The 21,142-nt window shown below is 34.6% G+C and carries 18 protein-coding genes and 1 pseudogene; 6 read left to right on the forward strand and 13 right to left on the reverse strand.

The window, feature by feature from the left end; translation table 11 throughout:
* Positions 1 to 452: 452 nt before the first annotated feature.
* From IW492_RS12060 to IW492_RS12100, 9 genes are all read right to left on the reverse strand, one after another.
* On the reverse strand, positions 453 to 1,565 hold the full coding sequence (locus IW492_RS12060; RefSeq protein WP_202067887.1) for a M56 family metallopeptidase: 1,113 nt from the start codon (positions 1,563 to 1,565) through the stop codon (positions 453 to 455).
* A 5-nt stretch (positions 1,566 to 1,570) separates the two neighbouring features.
* Positions 1,571 to 1,945: a BlaI/MecI/CopY family transcriptional regulator gene (locus IW492_RS12065; RefSeq protein ID WP_202067888.1), complete on the reverse strand. Its 375-nt coding sequence runs from the start codon at positions 1,943 to 1,945 to the stop codon at positions 1,571 to 1,573.
* A gap of 38 nt (positions 1,946 to 1,983) precedes the next feature.
* Positions 1,984 to 2,205 carry a hypothetical protein gene (locus IW492_RS12070; protein ID WP_202067889.1) on the reverse strand — a complete coding sequence of 74 codons (222 nt, stop codon included), beginning with the start codon at positions 2,203 to 2,205 and terminating at the stop codon, positions 1,984 to 1,986.
* A 320-nt stretch (positions 2,206 to 2,525) separates the two neighbouring features.
* The gene (locus tag IW492_RS12075; protein WP_202067890.1) at positions 2,526 to 3,173 is read right to left on the reverse strand and encodes an ABC transporter ATP-binding protein; all 648 of its coding nucleotides are present in this window, start codon (positions 3,171 to 3,173) and stop codon (positions 2,526 to 2,528) included.
* Between the two features lie 19 nt (positions 3,174 to 3,192).
* On the reverse strand, positions 3,193 to 4,476 hold the full coding sequence (locus IW492_RS12080; RefSeq protein WP_202067891.1) for a hypothetical protein: 1,284 nt from the start codon (positions 4,474 to 4,476) through the stop codon (positions 3,193 to 3,195).
* Positions 4,460 to 5,404, reverse strand: coding sequence for a hypothetical protein (locus IW492_RS12085; protein ID WP_202067892.1), 945 nt, complete (start codon positions 5,402 to 5,404; stop codon positions 4,460 to 4,462). The genes IW492_RS12080 and IW492_RS12085 overlap by 17 nt, the downstream gene beginning before the upstream one ends.
* Positions 5,405 to 5,534: 130 nt before the next feature.
* Complete coding sequence (locus IW492_RS12090; RefSeq protein WP_236671899.1) at positions 5,535 to 5,930, reverse strand: hypothetical protein; 396 nt, start codon at positions 5,928 to 5,930, stop codon at positions 5,535 to 5,537.
* A 358-nt stretch (positions 5,931 to 6,288) separates the two neighbouring features.
* The gene (locus IW492_RS12095; RefSeq protein ID WP_202067893.1) at positions 6,289 to 6,486 is read right to left on the reverse strand and encodes a hypothetical protein; all 198 of its coding nucleotides are present in this window, start codon (positions 6,484 to 6,486) and stop codon (positions 6,289 to 6,291) included.
* Positions 6,487 to 6,537: 51 nt separating this feature from the next.
* Positions 6,538 to 6,912: a hypothetical protein gene (locus IW492_RS12100; RefSeq protein ID WP_202067894.1), complete on the reverse strand. Its 375-nt coding sequence runs from the start codon at positions 6,910 to 6,912 to the stop codon at positions 6,538 to 6,540.
* Positions 6,913 to 7,426: 514 nt separating this feature from the next.
* On the opposite strand from IW492_RS12100, the gene IW492_RS18415 reads away from it, so the two are divergent.
* The gene (locus tag IW492_RS18415) at positions 7,427 to 7,561 is read left to right on the forward strand and encodes a hypothetical protein (RefSeq protein WP_269160936.1); all 135 of its coding nucleotides are present in this window, start codon (positions 7,427 to 7,429) and stop codon (positions 7,559 to 7,561) included.
* A 256-nt stretch (positions 7,562 to 7,817) separates the two neighbouring features.
* Here IW492_RS18415 and IW492_RS12105 read toward each other — a convergent pair whose 3' ends face one another.
* The 3 genes from IW492_RS12105 to IW492_RS18700 all read right to left on the reverse strand — a co-directional run bounded on the left by IW492_RS12105 (position 7,818) and on the right by IW492_RS18700 (position 13,406).
* A complete protein-coding gene (locus IW492_RS12105) occupies positions 7,818 to 10,712 on the reverse strand; it encodes a Spy0128 family protein (RefSeq protein WP_202067895.1) in 2,895 nt (964 codons plus the stop codon).
* Between the two features lie 727 nt (positions 10,713 to 11,439).
* The gene (locus tag IW492_RS12110) at positions 11,440 to 12,858 is read right to left on the reverse strand and encodes a helix-turn-helix domain-containing protein (protein ID WP_202067896.1); all 1,419 of its coding nucleotides are present in this window, start codon (positions 12,856 to 12,858) and stop codon (positions 11,440 to 11,442) included.
* Positions 12,859 to 13,214: 356 nt separating this feature from the next.
* Positions 13,215 to 13,406 carry a DUF6609 family protein gene (locus tag IW492_RS18700; protein ID WP_442896344.1) on the reverse strand — a complete coding sequence of 64 codons (192 nt, stop codon included), beginning with the start codon at positions 13,404 to 13,406 and terminating at the stop codon, positions 13,215 to 13,217.
* A 1,147-nt stretch (positions 13,407 to 14,553) separates the two neighbouring features.
* Here IW492_RS18700 and IW492_RS12115 point away from each other — a divergent pair.
* Both IW492_RS12115 and IW492_RS12120 read left to right on the forward strand, forming a co-directional pair.
* Positions 14,554 to 14,739 (forward strand): hypothetical protein, encoded by a 186-nt coding sequence (locus IW492_RS12115; protein ID WP_202067897.1) that lies wholly within the window; start codon positions 14,554 to 14,556, stop codon positions 14,737 to 14,739.
* A 181-nt stretch (positions 14,740 to 14,920) separates the two neighbouring features.
* Complete coding sequence (locus tag IW492_RS12120) at positions 14,921 to 15,862, forward strand: N(5)-(carboxyethyl)ornithine synthase (protein ID WP_202067898.1); 942 nt, start codon at positions 14,921 to 14,923, stop codon at positions 15,860 to 15,862.
* Between the two features lie 487 nt (positions 15,863 to 16,349).
* Here the strand turns inward: IW492_RS12120 and IW492_RS18705 are convergent.
* Positions 16,350 to 16,448 (reverse strand): annotated as a pseudogene (locus IW492_RS18705) (IS3 family transposase); the annotation flags it as partial.
* Between the two features lie 396 nt (positions 16,449 to 16,844).
* On the opposite strand from IW492_RS18705, the gene IW492_RS12130 reads away from it, so the two are divergent.
* Genes IW492_RS12130 through IW492_RS12140 form a run of 3 tightly spaced genes read left to right on the forward strand, consistent with a single transcriptional unit; the run spans position 16,845 to position 21,098 of the window.
* Positions 16,845 to 17,792, forward strand: a complete 948-nt coding sequence (locus IW492_RS12130) for an AAA family ATPase (RefSeq protein WP_202067899.1) — start codon at positions 16,845 to 16,847, stop codon at positions 17,790 to 17,792.
* Positions 17,789 to 18,859, forward strand: coding sequence for a DUF58 domain-containing protein (locus tag IW492_RS12135; RefSeq protein ID WP_202067900.1), 1,071 nt, complete (start codon positions 17,789 to 17,791; stop codon positions 18,857 to 18,859). Before IW492_RS12130 ends, IW492_RS12135 begins: the two co-directional genes overlap by 4 nt.
* Complete coding sequence (locus tag IW492_RS12140) at positions 18,852 to 21,098, forward strand: transglutaminase family protein (RefSeq protein ID WP_202067901.1); 2,247 nt, start codon at positions 18,852 to 18,854, stop codon at positions 21,096 to 21,098. The genes IW492_RS12135 and IW492_RS12140 overlap by 8 nt, the downstream gene beginning before the upstream one ends.
* Positions 21,099 to 21,142 lie beyond the last annotated feature (44 nt).

A 21,142-nucleotide genomic window follows, 5' to 3' on the forward strand; every position in this document is an offset into this window, starting at 1 on the left:
TAATATCTATTCTTTATAAAATTCATTTTGCAAAATCATATAGTAAATAATCCTCCTAATCAAATGAGCAACAACATTGTTCTGATGAACATTCATACCAGCACAACATTCATAAATGATTTCCATAAAAAGCACTCCTTCATCAAAAGCAGGAAAGGAGTGCCTTATTTCTTATTCTATCAAATTTTTATACACGTACTTATAGGCTATATTTCAGGATTATCGAGAGATAAAGCAAGTTAATTTGACATTCAGCATATATTACTTTCCAAAAATCGTATCGACTTTTCCCCTTTACATCTTGAATATACTACACCTTTCATTATTCAAGACGAACGAGTAGTGCGAGTTTATGAATGTTTGACATGGAGCCTCTACTTGCCTTTTCTATTCGATTTCTTCTGACAATACCCGTAACAACCAATCTTTTTTACTCTTCAAAGACCAAGGAATTATTCTTCTTCAATTGTATCAATTTGCTTAATGTGCTCGAATTCTTTTGGAATTTTATCAGATTCATAACTGATAATATATTCACCATTAACATACATATCATAGTTACTGCCGTTTTTAACAAAAAAACTATTTTTCGTTGATATGTCGTAGGTTACAGATTCTGTCTCACGATCTACTGCATAAGGTTCAAAGATAACAGCACTAGACAAAAAGAATAACACCACAATTATTCCCATGAGTATTTCAACTGATAGTTTATTTTTTTGACCACTTAAAATACATTTAGATCTTTGCAATAACTTAGAAGATGATTTTGATGAAAAATTAAAATATACATTCTTATTGAAAGAGTAATTTTGGTTTTCACTCTGAAGTTTACTTACTTTTATCAAGGTCTCAACATATTCGATTTTTTGAGCTTCATCAAAAGTATGTATTACATTCGAATCCACTCTAATTTCCAATATTTGATCCATTCTATCCCTGAATAGATAAATTAAAGGATTCCACCAGTAAATAATTGAAATTAAAGAATACACATACTTTATGTATAAATCAAAATTTGAAATATGTGTAAGTTCGTGGGATAAAATCAGCTCTTTCTCTCTATCTGTAAAACAGTTTTTAGGAAGAACAATAATCGGTGAAAATACTCCTATCACTGATGGAGGGATACGTTCATCTACAAAAAGAATCTTTAATGATTTATCTTTATAATGAATTTGATCTGAATCTGAACAAAGACGAGAGAAAGATTTTATCTTAGAATATGACTTTATAAATCTGATAAGCTTTATACTCAAAACGAATAGCCAAACAAAAAGTAAAACGGATGACAGTGACACTGCAATATCACTCCAGAGGGTAACTATTTTATATGCTAACAACTTATTTATTGCTGGTAAGAGAACCCTCGAAGGTAAAGTTATTGTGTGAAAAAATTCAAAAGGAATTACTAATCTTAAAATAAAAAGAGCACTAAAAATATAAAGAACATTAGAACTGACTAGTCTGCTATCCCCCAGATATCTCATTAACAAAAAAATTAAAATTAGAATTATTGAATTCCCAAATTGAAAAGTCATAAACGAAGACAGTGATAAATGCAAAATACTCACTCCAGTTCTTTCTTCTTCGATCTAATTAAATCTTCAATTGCCTTTATTTCCTCTACCTCATCATTTTTAGCGCGAGATCCCAAAAATTGAGAAATCAGTTCTGTTAATTTGATATCCTCAAATTGATTAAGAATAAACTCTTCTTTACTTATTGAAAAGGTATAACTTCTTGTTAAAACAGTTCCACTATATACAATATCCGATACCTTTGCCAATCCCTTATTCATCAACTTCTTCAAAGTAACTTGAACTGTACTCATCACTAATGTAGTATCAATCTCACAAATTTGTTTTGCTGTTACAGGTACATTCTTTTTCCATAAAATATTAAGTACTTGCTGTTCTTTCGGATTAATTTTCATCTTTTCCATACCGTATTCCTCTCAACTACCTAAAAGGTTTGTAATTATCATACTGCCAATATCCAGTTCCCCATCCATTTTTGCTTAGAATAATTATATTTTCTTTTATACATCTTACCGTTTTTAGTCTTATATCGCCAACCAATAATATCAGCACGAGTTTGAACGATTGATTGCTTACTCTCAACTGCCTCAGCAAAAACTTCCTTCCCAAAAAAGGAGCCGAATACTGTTAATAAGCACATAGCTATAAACAACTTTTTCTTCATTTTTTTGAGCTCCCATTCTTACTGTTACAACTATTTTTATAATTGGATTAAATCACATAAACTATATTTTGTAAACAAAAAATAACGTCTATTTTTCACTATTTTCTCTATATTTTTCTGCTATACCAAATAGTTTCCTTGCTCTGATATCATTGCTGCGCACAAAGCAAATAACTTTAGGTTCTGATAAGATTCAACGTTCTCACTGCAATGCCCTTATAAATAATGTTATCAGTTATTATAATTATTCTGTATCATAGAAAAGGTCACCAGATTTTTTTATTTACGCTTTTGTTATATCCAAACCATAATGATTTCACTCAGTTATTTACTAATAACAGCTTACCATTCTCAAGTATGAATTGAGCATCACAAATCTTTGCCACAGCATCACTATGAGTAACCATTATCAGTCTGGCTCCAGTTTGCTTGATTCTTTCAAGAAGTGCCAGTATCTCCTGCTCTGTCTTTTCATCTAAAGCCCCTGTAGGCTCATCAGCTAGTAAAACTTTGGGTTTCTTTATCAAAGCTCTGGCAATTGCCACTCTTTGTGCTTCTCCACCGGAAATTTCTGATATTTTTTTTAAGCCATAATTTGAAAGTCCAACTAAATCAAGTAGTTTATTTACTTTCTGGGTGTTTTTCTTTCTTCCCAAAGCAAGCTGAATATTTGCACTTACATTTCTATCCTCTAGTAAATTATAATTTTGAGTTATGAGCCCAATATTCTTTTTCCTAAATTCAATATTTTTCGACGTACTTTTACTAACTATTTTATTTTCAAATGTATAGACTCCATCATACACTGTATCTAAACCAGCCAAAAGCTTTAAAAGTGTCGTTTTCCCCGATCCGCTGCGTCCAGTTATAGCAACTGAGCGATATTCCCCTAAAGAGAATTCCATATTATCGAAAAGTAATATTTGGGTTTTAGGAATTGTTTTTCTTATACCATGTAAATCAATCAAGTGTCATAACTCCCTTCTTTTAATAAAAATCAGAAAAGCTTAAATGTACATCTTTCTTCAAGAACATGACCATCAAAGAATAGTCAAAAATCAGAAAACCAAAAGTGCTGAGTAAGACAATTAAAAAAATTGGCATATTTTTAATAGGCATCACAAGAAAACAAAAACTAAAAATTAATGAAACAAGAACATTACCAAAGACCACATCATTAAAAAGTAATGACTTTATCTTTTTTATTGACTCACCATTAAAATAAGCGATAGCGTATCTTTTTCTTCTCTGATTATAAATTTTGTAAGTAAGAAATATCATTATATTTAAAATAGATAAGGTTATGAAAATAAGAATCCAGTACAATAATGTTCGATTCGTGTTGATAAGCCCGTACATCCGATGATACTGCAAAGTGAAAGCGGGAATATCCAAGAGGGTATAGTCGTAAAAATCGGATTTTTTTGCAATACTCGACAACAAATTATTCAAATAATCAAAATTTTGTCCCTGTTTGATAATAATGTCCCCACCTATCATAGCAAAATACAAAATGCCTAAAAATTCTTTATTACTTTCAGTAACATCCAGCAACTTTTCTGGATAAGGAACGATTATATAATTATCCAAATATTTATTAATGTCATTTTTATAAAAGACAGAAGTATCTTTCTCCAAAAAACCTGCAACTTTAAATTTATATTCTTTAGTATAAAAAATTCCGCTCAAAACTTCATTTAAATTATAGATCTTTTTGTAATCCGCTCCCAGAAGAATTGGCAGCGTATCTTGTTCTAAACTCAATTCATGCCAAAAATCACTGGAACCTTGCTCAAGCTGAATATTATAGAAATCAAAAAAATGTTTGTTCATTTGGAATGCCTTTATATCTGAAACCGTAATATTGGTAATTGGATCAAGATAGCTATCGACAATTTCTACTTCGCTTCCCATCCCATAGCGTTCGTTAAATTCTATTCCTCCTCGAAAATTTTCGAGCTGTAAAGGTTGATCAAACGACGATGCAAAGTTCAGGGCTTCATTTCTATTTAATAGATTATAAAACGTTTTTACGGTTTCCAAAGATGCTTGGGATTGCCTAAAATTATAAAAATCGTCTGGATCAAATAATGTATCCACCATGGCAAACATCTTATTCTCTGTACCTTCCTTCACTGTATAGTGAAGCTGCCTATTTATGTTGCTTGAAAAGGAAAAAAATATATAGAGTAAAAAAAGAAGCAGAAGTAATATGCTGGATTTCAATAAAATTAAAAGACCATTTCTCTTGAGATTATAAATCAATTCCATTTCTTAATTTCCCCTCTCCCTTTATAAAAAAAACTGTAAAAATAATTAATAAGAAAACAATTTCAGAACAAAACAGCTTTGTCAAAAAGTAATAATCAACAGAGATATCTCTTAATAAATAAGAAGAAAGCAGATTGGGAATGCCTGCACACAGGCTGATTATAAGTAAATAGCTGCTGCATTTACTATATCTTTTAAGTGTCGACAGACCTAAAATATAATTCACTTCGTTTTCTTTTTTCAAATCCATATACACAATATAAGCCATCAGAACACTGCACATTAAAATAATGACTAAACTTAGCCCATAAATAATTGGGGAAAAGAAATCGCTGTTTATTTTTCTGTCAAGTCCAATATTATTTCGATAGTAGTCTTTTTTCTCATAATATGCCTTATAATTATTTCCAATTTTTGTGCCATCTACTGTTAAAAATTTCTTTGCAGAATCAAATACTGCTGAATCATTAATTAAAACAGAATTATCTAAAAAGCTGGGTCTACTGCATCCCAAATACCCAATCACCTTATAGCTCACATTATTATAGACGTAGTACTCTCTTCCACCGTTTTCAACAACAACCACTTCATTGCCAACTAATGCTTCTTTAGAATTGGGTATTGAGAAAAATTTACCTTTACTTAAAGGAAATAGCTTGTTTGAATAATCTTTGGAAAAATATCCTCTAACTATATCTGCATTATTACTTTCCAAGGGTACAAAAACCGCTAAATCATCTACATCTTTGAATGTATTGTCCACTATTGTTTTAAAATTGTCTTTGACAAACAGATGCTCAATTGAATACAAGTCGTTACTCTCTAAAAATAATTTAGTTTGTCTTACGTGATACTCATTTACCAACGTAAGTAAAAAGTATGTACTAAAAACTAAGAAAATAGAAATGAGCATATTTTTATTTTTCATGAATACACCTCTATAATTAAAATCATCCTAATTTATTTTTCTTGATTAAACACAATTGGAGTTAGAAAACTTTATTTTTCCTAACCCCAATAACGCTATTCTCATATCAAAAAAATACTAATTAAATATCTTATCTCCCATAGTAAGTTCTTGCAGCAGCTGTATCCCCTCCATATGCAGGTTTAAACCAAGGAGATATAGCTTCCGTACTACTAGTTCCCCATCTTCTTCCGGAAGTGTTGACCACTGCCCCTGTCCAATATCTTTCCATTTGTGCAGTGGTATAGTGAAACACGCCACTCCATGTAGTCCATCCATGCGCTCGGGAACAGGTAGTTCCACCCATTACTTTTGTTTCTCTTTTCCCTGTATGCCTGGCTGTACTACGAGTTAAAAACTCATTGTAATTAGTATAACTTCCTGTTTCTTCACTCCAGCCGCCAACTTCTTCTGCACTAACAGCCAAAGGTAAAAGTACTCCTCCAACAGCAAAAAAGACAACAACTGATAAAAAAAACTTTTTCATTCATAAGACCTTCTTTCTACCGATATAACAAAATATTATCATTAATACATTTTTTTGTAAACTAAATATTTAAAAACACAAAACAAATGCATAGTTATTGATCAAAAAATTTGCAATTGATACGCAATAATCCTGTATTTTTTTAACTAACTATCTGCTATCAACAAGAGTGAATGGAAAATAACAGGGATATCTTGGAGGCAGAAAATCAATGATACTACAAAATTTCATAAATTAATTTTTTATATCTTCAGTCTCACGTTTTACATAGTATTCGTATTTCATCTTTGATACCATTGGTAGTATTCGCGTCAAGAGACGACTTCGTGCCTTAAATTTCTAATTGAGCTATCGCCGATCATTTTTTCACACGTACAAATTCCTTATGTTGTAATTTATATTTAGTACCACAACTAAAACAAATCATTTCTTTATTTGCTTTTCGTTCAGCTTTTTTACCACAATCACAATCTACATACCAAGGAATATCTCTAAACTTATAATAATCATTTTTAATAGGTTTTCCTAAGGTATTATAAATGGTTCTATTCAGCATATAAAAACCTCCCTTTTTTATGATAGCCTTGCAAACAACTTGAAAAGTGTACTAAATGAAACATAAAAATATAACTGGGAAGATCAACAATAAAATTAATGGAATCAAAGTTTGAACTGGATCTGACAAGATTGATGCTGCAATCTCTATACTAAATTGTTCGAAAGGAGATACTGGATTCTCTTCTAACAATACTCCATCAACTGTTTTTGCTTCTCTCGTTAAGTTCATCTTCTTCAAAAGAGTAGGAACTTCGTCAAATGTTTGAGTGTTTACAAGCCTTCCTTGAACGAGTCGACAAAACCGAGTCCCAACATTTCCTTCACATCGAATTAGAGTTACAATTGAGTGCTCTCCCATAGACTGATTTTCAATATATTCTACTTCACTGTCTTCAATTATTTTGTTCTCTATCACTTCGTACACATAGACATTCTGAAAGTCAGTTGTATAAATTAGTATACAATTATGAAAAACATTAATTTTTATTATTAATTTCACTACAATAGGATACTATAACAAAAACATTGGTATAGATAGTGATCAATTTAAAATATATTTGTTAACTATCAATATTTCTAGTACTATAACAAAAATAAACGGCCCCCTTTTCTAAAACAAACAGAAACCACACAACTATTTTGATTTTATCTCTAAAATAGTTGTGTGGTTTTTAAATTTAATTCTTCTTAGAACAAAAATATTTTAGCCCATTGTCAATGAATATTAGTGATAAGAATTCAATGATCTAAAGAAAGTAGATACGAGGAACTATGCCAAAATAAATAAGAAAGCCTCGGGCAAGCCCGAGGCTTTCTTATTACGACTGCGGAGTAACTAGGTTATTGTGACATGTTTTAAGATGCACGTCTATGTTTCGTGTTATCACTAGTCAAAGATCAATCTAATTGTAAAACGTTATCATACAGGAGATGTCTTCATGAGTAAACAGGCTCGACTTTTTTTGTCCGACCACCAACGACATCCGGCGATTATTTCTCTTTCTTTATTTAGTGGTCTGCATACTGTATTGATTGATGCGGGAACCTTAATAGCATATGAAATGTTGCGATGACATTTTTTCATCTTACCAGATACCCAAGTTCATTATAAAATCTGCCCTTTCTTTATTCTTTCCAAATAATCTACATAAATATAACCATGATTAACCAGGGCGTGTCTGGAAAGTATAGTGAAATCTGAATTTTCCAGAAATTTTTGGGGACATCTAGAAAGAAAGCGCAGGCTATGTGGTGCATAGGCGAGAATTTCTGACGACGAGTTCCAGAAAAATAGCGGAAATATTCGTCGCTCATATTTTCAGACACATCCTAATTTCTGATATTATTTCTCCACCAAATAATTAGTGTAATGCAAACACTGATTATTCCTGTTAGAAGAAAGAAAAAATTAGCTATTGTTCCTGTTGAAGGAAATTTATCTTGAACTTGATTTACGGTGCTTTCTGACGCTTCATCTGGCTGACTATTACTAGTTGTCTGATAATTATTTGTAAAGACCGGCGTTTCCTTATAGTCCACGGTTGTTATCAAGCCTTCATTTTCTTCTGTTACAGTAACTGTCACCTTTATTTCATGATCATCATAGGTAATGTTTGGCTGTTCATCATTGACTTCTCTGATGGTATACTCGTAAACTCCTGAGGTCGTGTATTCAAGTTCACTAAAATTGATTATTCCATCGGCATCATTTTGAACTGTTTCAATCACGGTGTCCGTTGAATCGATTAATTCAAAGCTAAACTGATCTGCTGTCAGCTCTTTGCCGGTTAATAATTTTCTGGACTGTAATACAATACTGGCTGTAGTATTAGCATAGCTATTGCTAAAAACAACTTCTCCTTCATAGGCTGCGGCAGCTGTCAACTCACCATTTTCTTCTGTTACAGCAACTGTTACCTTCAATTCATGATCATCATAGGTAATGTTTGGCTGTTCATCATTGACTTCTCTGATGGTATACTCGTAAACTCCTGAGGTCGTGTATTCAAGTTCACTGAAATTGATTATTCCATCGGCATCATTTTGAACTGTTTCAATCACGGTGTCCGTTGAATCGATTAATTCAAAGCTAAACTGATCTGCTGTCAGTTCTTTGCCGATTAATAATTTTCTGGACTGTAATACAATATTGGCTGCAGTACTTGTATAGCTGTTGCTAAAAACAACTTCTCCTTCATAGGCTGCGGCGGCTGTTAACTCACCATTTTCTTCTGTTACAGTAACTGTCACCTTTATTTCATGATCGTCATAGGTAATATTTGGCTGTTCATCATTGACTTCTCTGATGGCATACTCGTAAACTCCTGAGGTCGTGTATTCAAGTTCACTAAAATTGATTATTCCATCGGCATCATTTTGAACTGTTTCAATCACGGTGTCCGTTGAATCGATTAATTCAAAACTAAACTGATCTGCTGTCAGTTCTTTGCCGGTTAATAATTTTCTGGACTGTAATACAATATTGGCTGCAGTACTTGTATAGCTGTTGCTAAAAACAACTTCTCCTTCATAGGCTGCAGCGGCTGTCAACTCACCATTTTCTTCTGTTACAGTAACTGTTACCTTCAATTCATGATCGTCATAGGTAATATTTGGCTGTTCATCATTGACTTCTCTGATGGTATACTCGTAAACTCCTGAGGTCGTGTATTCAAGTTCACTGAAATTGATTATTCCATCGGCATCATTTTGAACTGTTTCAATCACGGTGTCCGTTGAATCGATTAATTCAAAGCTAAACTGATCTGCTGTCAGTTCTTTGCCGGTTAATAATTTTTCAGCTGTTAAATTGAGCAAAATAGAAGTTGATTCATAACCAAAATTAACAATTCCATTATTTGCTACACCTCCGCCTTCTCTAGCCTTATTTCCAGAAATGAGCAATTTTGCTTCTGACTTTAGTGCAGCTGCATTAGCTACTTCTGCATGTAAGTATACCAAATCAGAAAAATCCAAGTCATCTACCGAAATAGGATTAGGCGTAGTACTTAAGGAATATCGAGCTGCAGGCTCATCTCTATAATAGGCAAACGCGTCTCCAAGAATTGATACCCTAGGTAAACTTACAGAGTAATCACCTGTCATTCCTTCTGAATAATAGTCATCTCCACCTACGCGATAATCATCCACAACAGCCACTGTGTTGCCAACAACTGACATAGTATCATTAACATAGCTGCTCAGCTCGCCTGTTTGACAAAGCCAGACACCACCACCTTGCAATGTTGCTGAATTCTCTGTAATCAAGCCATTGCCGAAGGTTGCTGTACCATATTGCCCGGCTATGTTACTGATCCCATAAATATAAACACCACCTCCACTGCCAGCTGTATTATCAGTGATTTCACCACCTCTTAAAGTGATAGAGCCATTCCTTACAAAAATTCCGCCGCCCACCCCGATACTACTTTCAAAATCTGCTGGTAATCCAGTAGAATTTCTGGATATACTACCACTATTCATTACAAATTCACCAACATTATAAATTCCGCCGCCTCCGTTAGCCCCACTGAGACCATACCCAATATTATCTTGAATACTGCCGCCATTCATTTCAAAATATCCACCGTTATACACTCCGCCACCAGTTTTACTCTCATCACCGCCGATTGCCCCTCGTATGATTCCCTTATTTAAATAGAAGTTTCCTAAATTATAGATTAATTCACCTTTGCCAATTTCATTGGCATCCACGGTAATAATATAATCATCTGTTGTTTCCCCTAAGATAAAAGTGGCATCTTCAGCTATTCTTATCACTGAATCTGTATCAACCATACTATGAAACAACGAGACGTTTTGCCCATTCGCTACTAATTGAATATTTTGACCAGATTCTATCTGAATTGTAGAGGTCACGTTTATATCTTGGCTGATTTTGATAGTAGTTAAATTGTTATCAGTATCTGCTGCTGCAATTGCGTTTAAGAGCGCCTCAAATGTATCTACACCTTCATTGGAGTTATCAGTGATAACCAAATTTGAGTCATTTTTAGTGTATTCATTTATTTCAAGATTCGTATTTTCATCAATATTTTCAAGAAATTTTCTATCTGCTAATGTATCCTCTGAATCTAAGACATCTGTTTGAACTATGATTAACTCCTCGTGACTATTGGTTGTTGCTTGCGAAGATGATGATAAACCAGTTAATAGAGATACGACAACAAATATTGGGAACATTATACTTAAATGCTTTTTCATAATAACCTCCTGATTTTTTGATTAGCATGCAGTGATTTCCTTGCCAAACATATAATTTATCATCTTCTAAATAATCCGATTTTTTTCGATGTGACTTATTATTATGAATTTGATAAGTTTTATGCTATTGCAGGGAAGAACATCACATAGGCTAATTCTAATAAATATCTATCTATCATTATAAATATCTTCCACATAATGTTTTCCAAACCATCGAAAAAAAATTTGGAAAATTTTTAATAAAATAGATTCTATATCCATCCTATAAACTATTAATGATACCCTTCTCGATTTGCTATTCATGATACATTTGAAGACAAATAAGATAGTTCTCATTAGAAGACCTACCTATCAAAGTATTATCAGATTACCTTGGCTGTTCGAATGTTCGTTGATTAAGTCAATACTCTTCCTGAACAACTTACTGATCGGCTTTATTTGTAATCTTATTTTTTTACGGAATGTATATAGAAAAATAGATCTAGAGCAATATCTGTTCAAAATATCGCTCCAGATCCCTAATTATATTAAAGTCTGCATCAGAAAAAAGTTATTCTATAAAAAAACTAGGGCGTGTCTGAAAAGTTAGTGGCATTCGAATTTTTCAGTGATTTTTGTTGAAATCAAGGAAGAAAACACCGCTTATGTGGTTCATAAGCGAGTATTTATGACGAGGCGTTCGATAAAAATTATCAAACTATTCGCTGCTTGAGTTTTCAGACACACCCTAAATGAATAGATGGGTTAATATTTCTTTTATATCTTTTATTTCAGGTGGAAAATCAAGTAATAGGTAATGAGGAAGGTAAATACTTTCTATTGAAAAGATATCCTTCTTATCAATAAGAAACAAGGTTTCTTCTATTTTATCTGCTTTCTCATTGACTTCAACTATATCTGTAAAAACAGAAAAGTGAATGGTTTCTGATAAAAAATCTTTGATCAACATTTCAGTAACTTGACAATCTATACTATTGCTTGATATCAAGGTAATTGCAGCAAGTCGTCTTTTAAACATGAAAGGACTTAATCGATAGCATAATAATTCAATATGTTTTTCCGGGATGTTCAGACCATATACATTCCATTTCTTGATGATTTGTTTGATCTTCTGATACAGTTTAGGATCGGATTCACTAATTCTCAAAAAATCGGTTGATAATAACGGATGCAGATTCAATGTTACATCCTTCAAAAAAATAAAAATTGCTGTTAAAAACCAATCTTTAGATGTAAGATCTATAAAAAAAGTTTTTTCAAATAAATCAATCAATCGCTCTACATGTGGATCTTGCAGAAAAACTTTGCGATGAGCAAACAACTTTTCCTGAGACATTGTCTGATCAAATACATGCGTATTAATAATCATTAAAGATAGAACAGAAAATAAATATTCAGACTCAAAGTATTCTCCCCAAATTTCTTTAAAGTTTTTCTCAACAGCTTCTTCAAACTCTATTGGTCGAGGATAGCTCTTGACAGCCTCCAATATTTCCAACGGAAATTCCAATTTACCAATAAACAGCTTTTTATCAGCAGCTGTCAAAAGCAACATACAAAAAAAATGTCTTTCACTTTTTGAAAAAGAAACATCTAAACTTTTTTCTGTAGCATAAAGAACATTGTTCGATTTTTCTATTATTTTCTTGTCTCTTCTTATTGTATTCATGCCAAATTGCTTAAACAAAATTGCAGATAAAAATCGAATTCTAATGACATTTCCTATAATTTGATTACCAGAGACTTCTAAATCAAGCTCTTTTAGAAATTTTTCTACATTTTCTTTTACTAAATAGCCTTTAGATACGGAGATAAATTGCTCATCAATAAAGTCAATATATTTTTTTTCAGAAGGGACCAGAAAATATTCAAGCGCTTTCAAAAAAAGGGATTGAGCGTAAATTTTATGGCAAAGTGCTTCGCGTTTTTCTAGAGTAAAAAAATCAATTTTATAGGTCTCAGAATTATTTTCCATAATATCAATATCCAGCGTATTTTTTAAGTAACTTATATCATTTCGTACAGTAACTGGCGTGCACTTCAAATTTCTTGAAAGTACCATAATATCAATATATCGTTCTCCCATTAGTAAATCTACCAGCTTAACTGCTCTCAAAAGATTTTTTTCTAAATAGCCATAAATCATATCTCTATTCCTTTCTTCAAATATTTACAAATGCTTTTTGCCGATTGTCAGCTGAAAGACTAACAATAATTAGTGCTTTAATATTTGTGTTATTACGTCGGAAAATCTTCACTTTCTCTGTTTCTGCAGCTTTTAATCTCATGTTTGTAGTTTCCAATTTAGCTCTTCCAGACTATTTTTCACATCCTTGTAAAATTTTTAAAGTTCAGTTGCTCTATCTCTCACTTCTGATTTTTCATATCTGGGAAAACCGTTTGACAGCTGCTCCATAAACCGTTATCTTTTTAAATTACTATTGATTAGGTTTTGAAAAAATAAAAGAGGTGCATTCAACGTCATTTTTATCACTCTATCAATCAGCACAGTGGTATGAATAGATTCGTAGAATACACCATACTCCAAATAACAATTACAGAACATAATAGAGCAATTCCTATCATAGATATTCCGTGAACAAAATAGAAAAAAAGCACCCCAATTGCAAGAAATATTCCCAGCCACATCATTCTCCAATTTTTTTCAAGAAAAGTAATCTCCCGAAAATAAATATACCGGAAAAAGAATACTCACTGAAAAGACAGCCTTATTCATCTTGAAATTTTGATAAACTTCCACTGGAGAGTCTGGAGATTACTGTTTTATTTATTGTTGAGATATAATCCCCACAAAAATCAATAAGAATATACTTCCATTTATTCTTTTTCACTACATAAAAAATCAGCAACTGCAATTACTATCCCAATAATCAAACATTGTAGTTCACAACAATGTTTGATAACTATATTCCCTAACTTCCTTCTTCATCCTGAAAATCCCTTGTGTTTCTCCTTTGAATTTTGATTATCACAATTGTACTATACATACAAAAAAATGGTAACTAATATTTATAAAGACATATATACAATTACTTTTACATAAAGAATAGACTTCACAGCAAATTAATCTGCTGTGAAGCTGAATCATCCAGATACTTCAGCATATCTACTATTCATTTAATTGGAGGACACTGCTAGTTTGCCAGTTCCACTTTTGTAGAATTTTTAGTGAAATTACCAGTCACACTGTTTCAGGAACAGCTAGTGGGATGGTATACGAAGCTCTGACGGGAATAAATTTGTCAAAATTTATTTTTATATACAAAGAGACAGCCGTATACAGACGATAAGCTTTAAATGGAGTCTGACCCATTGATCCAGCAGAATGCTAGACAAACGACGATTGCCGTTAATTTATATTGACGCATCTTATGCTCATACGAGACTTGCTCCTGTGCTTTTGGCAAATGCTCATCGCATATCCAGTAGTCTCATCTATTCTTTTCAAATTATGTTTTAAAACCCTCAAAAGCTGTGAACAGCCTCTCAAAAAAAAACAAATGAGGCAGAACAAAGACTTCAGAACTATGAAGAATTAACCCTTCTATCACCATACTCATTTCTTTGTTTCTATAAGCAGATACATACCCTCTAGTTCACTGAACAATCTTCCACGATCTAAATCAACCCATTGCTGAAATCTATCATTTTTATCACTTGGAAAACTATAGTATGACTGCTCATTATTCATAATAAAAGCTCTATTTTCCTTTTTATGTTACGATATATATAATGATAACGCTCCCTTCCGTGCTCATCTATTTAGTTTTCATAATCAGTTAATGCTCGTAGCCGCACTAGCCAAAAGAAGGAGAAGAGAATGGACCTACCTAAAGAAATACCTAAAGAATTGCCGGAACCTGATTATATGTTAACTGAACATTTAGAAATGGCGACCAATTTTTGCAATGAATCGAGTTATTTTCAAAGAGAAAACTTACATGCATATTATAGAAGTTTTTATTTGGAAAATCATCATAGCCTGTCACAACTAGGGCGTGTCTGAAAAGTTAGTGGCATTCAGATTTTTCAGTGATTTTTGTTGAAATCAAGGAAGAAAACACAGCTTATGTGGTTCATAAGCGAGTATTTATGACGAGGAGTTCGATAAAAATCATCAAACTATTCGCCGCTTGAGTTTTCAGACACGCCCTAATTTTTATCACCAAAGAAGAGGAGGATTTTCTATGAAATTAGGTTTTATTCGTTCGAACTTTCCAGGTGAACGCCGTGTACCTTTGCTGCCAAAACATATTCAAGGTTTTGAAAATGATTTACTTATAGAAACAGGATTTGGAGCTATGCTTGGTATTCCTGATAGTGCCTATGAAGATGCCGGATGTAACGTTTGTACGCGGGATACTGTTTTCCAAGAATCTGACGGCATTTTTTCTTTGAAGTTGATTCAACCATCTGATTACGAAAAAATCCGCCCGGGGCAAATGATTATCGGGTGGACACATCCTTTAGGATCGGGGAAACCTTTCATGGAGCAACAAGCTTATCCCAAAGATTTAATCGTAGTGGATTTAGACAATCGCTTTCCGACAATCTTCCACCAGCAACAACAGCTGCGTGCAGACTGGATTCCTACCAATGTCGTCTATCAAAATAGCTTTTACGCGGGATATGCAGGCGTCTTACATGCTTGTTTGGCCTTTGGCTTATTACCAAATGATCAAGTAAATGCAGCAATATTAGGTTCAGGAAATGTTGCTCAGGGTGCCTTTCATGCCATTTCAAAATTTACTTCAACAGTTCGTATGTTCTATCGACGAACCCTTCCAGAATTTCACACACAGCTCACCTCGTTTGACTTTATTATTAATGGGATTGAAGTCGGTGCCAGCGGGCAGCCGATACTGACCTTAGAGGATCAAAGACAAGTCAAACCAGGGACCTTTTTCATTGATGTTGCTGCAGATGCAGGCAATGCCATTGAAGGTAATCATTTTACTTCTTTAGACACACCTATTTATCAGGAGCATGGGCATTACTACTATACTGTACCAAATACTCCGACATTAGCCTATCGCAATGTGAGTGAATATTTAAGCCGGCAGTTTAGCCGATATATCTACCAAAAAGATATCGCTATTTTTAGAGAGAAAATAGTACAAGCAGATTAGACGATAAAAGAGCTCCTCTCTAAGAGTTGAACAGCTCTCTGTCAAGTTGACAATGGAAAAAATAAAATATATATTCAAGCTTCACTTGAATTTCCCTTAAGAGAAGGAAGATCAGGACAAAAGCGATCAGCTCCGAGAATTAAGAAGGACTATCCGAAAATTGTCAAGGAACACGATTCATAAAATGAATAGCTGAGAATTGATACACTGCGCTGCGTTTCGATCACCTCAACTTCTGCGTAGGAAACATACTAGAATTGACAGGCTTCACTAGGATTTCTTTAGCAGAGTGAATGAAGCCCTGTTACCTACTCGGTGAAGGAACTGGAGCTCCTACTACTTTCAGGATCGTTCGGCTTAATTCCGAAGGAACTGCTCCTGCGGTTATTCGTCGCAAAAAGAATTTTTGCTTTTGTCCCACTGTTTATTCGGGGATAGATACGAAGAGCGTGTGGAACTTTTTTCCCCACACACTCTCTCTTATAGGTTAATTTGTAACCCATGCGGTGGCTTTATTCCGGATTTCAACCGGAGTAAGTCCGCCGTATCTTAATGTGATTCGATCATTATTATAAAAGTGAATATACTCTTTTAATGTCCTTGGTCAATACTTCATGGGAATACATAATAGAATAGTATACATACACTACTTGCAGGCTCAAAATTATACTGAGCAGTTATACGAGAAAATATCAAATCGCTTTGTTCTCCATGGTTCAACGCTATAAGAAGGAAAATCCGAAACCTGATAAAATAGTTTTGAGTTTGAATTTACCCCCAATTTTAGAAACTAATACAGAAAATCCTTGAACTAACAGTATTTCGAAGCGTATTCCATTTGTTTAGAAAGCAGCTTCTGCAACTACTGATATAATAGGGTTCTTAGTGAAAAATGAGGGAATTAAAATTTTGAGTGCTTGCACTCAGATTTAGTTATCTATACAATAAACTAAAGACTCAGAAGAGGAGGCAGCACTATCTTATGAATAATCACCCATATAATAAAATAACCAGCCTGATTGATGAAATGGGAAAAGTTATTTTAGGGAAACGCGACGTATTGCAATTAACTGTGACTGCATTTTTAGCCGGCGGTCATGTGCTCTTTGAAGATATCCCAGGAGTGGGGAAAACATTGATGGTAAAAACCCTCGCAAAAGCTATTCACGGAAAATTCAGCCGGATACAATTTACTCCGGATTTGCTGCCTAGTGACATTCTCGGAATTTCTGTTTATAATACGGTTTCTCAGACATTTGAATTTCATCCCGGTCCGATTTTCACTACTGTTCTGCTGGCTGATGAAATCAATCGAACTACGCCGAGAACACAAGCTGCCCTACTGGAAGCAATGTCTGAAAACCATGTCACTATTGATAATCACACTTATACATTAGATAAGCATTTTTTTGTGCTGGCAACACAAAACCCAGTTGAGTATGAGGGAACTTATCCCCTTCCTGAAGCACAGCTGGATCGTTTTCTGTTTCGTCTTCAAATCGGCTATCCGGAATTTGACGATGAATTAGAACTTTTAATGAATCAGCAGCAGAATAAATTGGCGCTTGTCCGGCAAGTTCTAAAATTTGAGGAAATAGCTGAGTTAAAACAGTTGACGGAAGAGGTCTATGTTGATCCTCAAGTTGCCCGTTATGCGCTTCAACTGGTCCAGGAAACTCGGAATCATGATGGGATCATTCTGGGTATCAGTCCCCGTACAGCAGTATCGTTTTTGAAAGCAGCCAGAGCATTTGCATTAACCGAAGGGCGAAGTTATGTTATTCCGGATGATCTTCAAAGAATCCTGCCGGCTGCATTTGGACATCGTCTGTTATTGAAAGGCGGGTATACCGCGTCTGATGAGAAAATCCAGCAAATTCTGGAACAGATCATTCGACGTGTGCCAGTACCTGTCAGGAAACCAATATGACTTTTTTAAAGATAAAAAACAGTGTAAAGATATTCTCAATTTTATTGTTTTACAGTCTGATCTTTGTTTACACTATCGCCTTTAATAATTCAACGGGATGGATGCTGTTCTTTTTTCTTGTTTTTTTAATGATTGTTGATTTAATCAGTCTATTCCCTTCATTAAAAATGATTAAACTGGAAACAACTGAACTGACGACCTATACTGTCAATCAGCCCAGTCAGCTGACCCTGGAGCTTTTTCGCTGTCAAAAATCTCTGTTGCCCACACCATCTCTGACCATCAGTTTGAAGAAGACTCTGAACAGTTCGTTATATGCTCAGCTTTTTTATATGGGCACAAGAGAGACTTTCAGTTTTCAATGGACTCCAGAGAAGAGAGGAATCTTTAACGAACTACCTCTTTTAGTCGGAAGCACAGATTTTTTAGCTCTGTTTCAAAAGCAGCTTGTTCGGCAGGTTTCCGGTCCATTTATGGTTATGCCTGAGCTGCAAAAGGAAAAAGCCGAACTGATTTTTCAGATCATTTTGACTAAACTTCCAAATTTTAAGAATTCATTTGGCAACCGGACCTTTTCCATTCGAAATTTTCGCTCCCACCAGTTTGGCGACGCACTGAAAACGATCGATTGGAAGCAATCCGTAAAAAGAAATGAACTGATTATTAAAGAGTATGAACATGAAATTGAACAGGATACTGAATTGATATTTTATGGACAGGATGGATTGAACTTCGAATCGTTGCTCTCTCTCTATTATTCCTTCACTCTTTTTCTAGAAAGACAGATGCCGTTCTCACAGACAATTATTGTAGATTCCCCCATGGAAGCAAGTCATGAACAATTATTTGCGTTAGCTTCCTCCTTCACTGAACATCGCCAGCTGCCGATGTATTCAAATAAAAAACTGATTTTTTTTGCTCCAAGCCTGACACAGGAGCTGGGAGAACAGTTGGAGCTGCTTCAAAAAAATAATACACTGTTTTTGATTACTTATCATGACGATAAGCCCTTCCTCCATTGGAAGGAACAAATAATTGAACTGAAATGGGAGGCTGCTCATGGGTGAGAAAATTCATAAAGGCTGGTTCTTTGCATTGCTTAGTTTCCTGATTCTGATTACAGCCAGCTCGCCTTTTATAGTGGTTTATAATTTAGGGAATCAGTTTTTTTTGAATGTCATGCTGGGGTTAATCTGTCTGATTACTCTTTGTTTTAATCATTTTCTTATCACAGTTCCATTATATTTCCTGATCTATACTTTTACTTTGTATGTTTATTTTCCTCTGAATCATCTTTTTGGGATTTCATGGGTAAGTGCTTTTTATGACAGTTTTATCCAGTCTTATAATCAGATAATATCAGGCGAAGTCAGTTATCTGCCAAATACTATTGCTTTGGTCATTATTTTGTTTTTTCTTGTTGCACTGGCCATATTGCTCATTCAGTATGAGCGTATTTGGCTAAGCTATCTGATGATTGTCGGCTATCATTTCATGCTGGTCATCTTCAATAGGCTTCAACTAGGCTGGCCGTTGATTGTTATCACCTGTTTGTCTGTTCTGCTTTATCAATTAAAAAGATATCCTGAAACAGGGAAAGTAATGGAAAAAAGGAAAGCTGGAATTTTTAGTCTCCTGCTTTTAGCTTTCATTGCCGGAAGCTCCCATTATTTTCAACAGAGTTTTCCAGCTATTCAAACTGCTCTATATACTAAAACTAGTTCTGTAAGGAATTTTTTCAACAGTCAGGGCATTTACAACCAAGTCAGTCAATACGGTATTCAATCGAATACACGAACTGGCTTCAGTGATAATGATCAGCAGCTGGGCGGACCTATTATGGATGATCCGACAGTATTGTTTACAGCTCTGCAGACGAAAGCTCATTATTGGCGGGTAGAGACAAAGGACAGTTACACTGGAAAAGGTTGGGAAGCCGCGTCTGCGCCTCCGCAGACCACTGACAATCCTGGTACACTTATTTTAAGTGATTCAGATTATCAGGGGACATTGGCAACAGAAACAATGATCGCACTAACATTCAGCGACCCTCCCCCTCAGTACCTGCCTCAGCCGTATGGAAAATTTGAGGTAAATCTCGACAGAGTAACTCAAATGGAGTACATTGAAGAAAATAATCGGGTAAATTTATCTCAAATGCCAATTGAACTGGATATTATCTGGCAGGAGCCAAACTATCCGGCAGCTGATCTCCAGCTTGTATCAAACGCCATTCCTGAAGCACTTGCTGAGCAGCTGGAATCAGGCTCTGTTATAAATGGAACCTTCAATGAAGCGATGGATCTGCCGCCCGTCACCAGTATAGAATTACCTGACTCTGTTCCAGTACGGGTACAAGAACTGGCTTTAGAATTAACAGAACAGGAAAATGGCTTATATAACAAAGTGAAGGCAATTGAACATTATTTAAAAACAGATCGATCCTTCCGCTATTCAAAAACAGAGACACCGTTCACTCCGAACGCTCAAGATTATGTTGATCATTTTCTATTCGATTCAAAGGTTGGCTATTGTGATAACTTTTCTACTTCCATGGTTGTTTTGCTCCGTTCCATCGGTATACCAAGCCGCTGGGCTAAAGGCTTTAATTCAGGAGAACTGATAGAGAATCAAGGAAAATTAAAGGAATACTCCGTTAGAAACAGTCATGCGCATTCATGGCCGGAAGTCTATTTTGAAGGCTATGGCTGGATTCCTTTTGAGCCGACACCCAGCTTCAGCAATCCTGATGTACCAGTTGAAGAAGCTGATGAATCTTCGGAAAGCAATCAGGATTCCAGTACTGTTGAGTCTTCTTCAACAGAAGCACAAAGAATAGAAAACAGCACTGCCGCCTCTTCTGAGGAAGAAGATCCGCAAACAGAAGAAATCACTTCACTGCTTCCGTCAGCTGTATTGAAATGGTTTGCTGCTGGAGCCGTATTGGCAATTGCCAGTTCAGTTTGGTTTTTATTACATTACTATTTCTTTCTGATAAAATTTAAAGTCTATCAGTTTATCAGACCTGCCAATTTCGCAGGGATGTATCAGCTGATTTTAAAGCAGGCAGAAAAAACAGAGTCCAGAGGTTCCACCGAACCCCTGAATCAGTATGCCGTTCGCTTTGAAGAAAATTATCCGGAATTTGAGGGAGTTTTTATTTCCTTAACACAACTCTATGAACAGGCAATTTATGGGGGAATTGAACCGAATCGAAAAACCTCTGAGCATCTACTGATACAAGCCATTACTATTTTTACAAAATTCAACAAGAAAAGACGGCTCATTGTCAAATCGGACTGGTGAATAGAAATAAGGAGGTTGGTTATTGAAAGAGAAACACTTTCGAT

The organism is Enterococcus sp. BWB1-3 (assembly GCF_016745275.1).
Taxonomy (GTDB): domain Bacteria; phylum Bacillota; class Bacilli; order Lactobacillales; family Enterococcaceae; genus Enterococcus_L.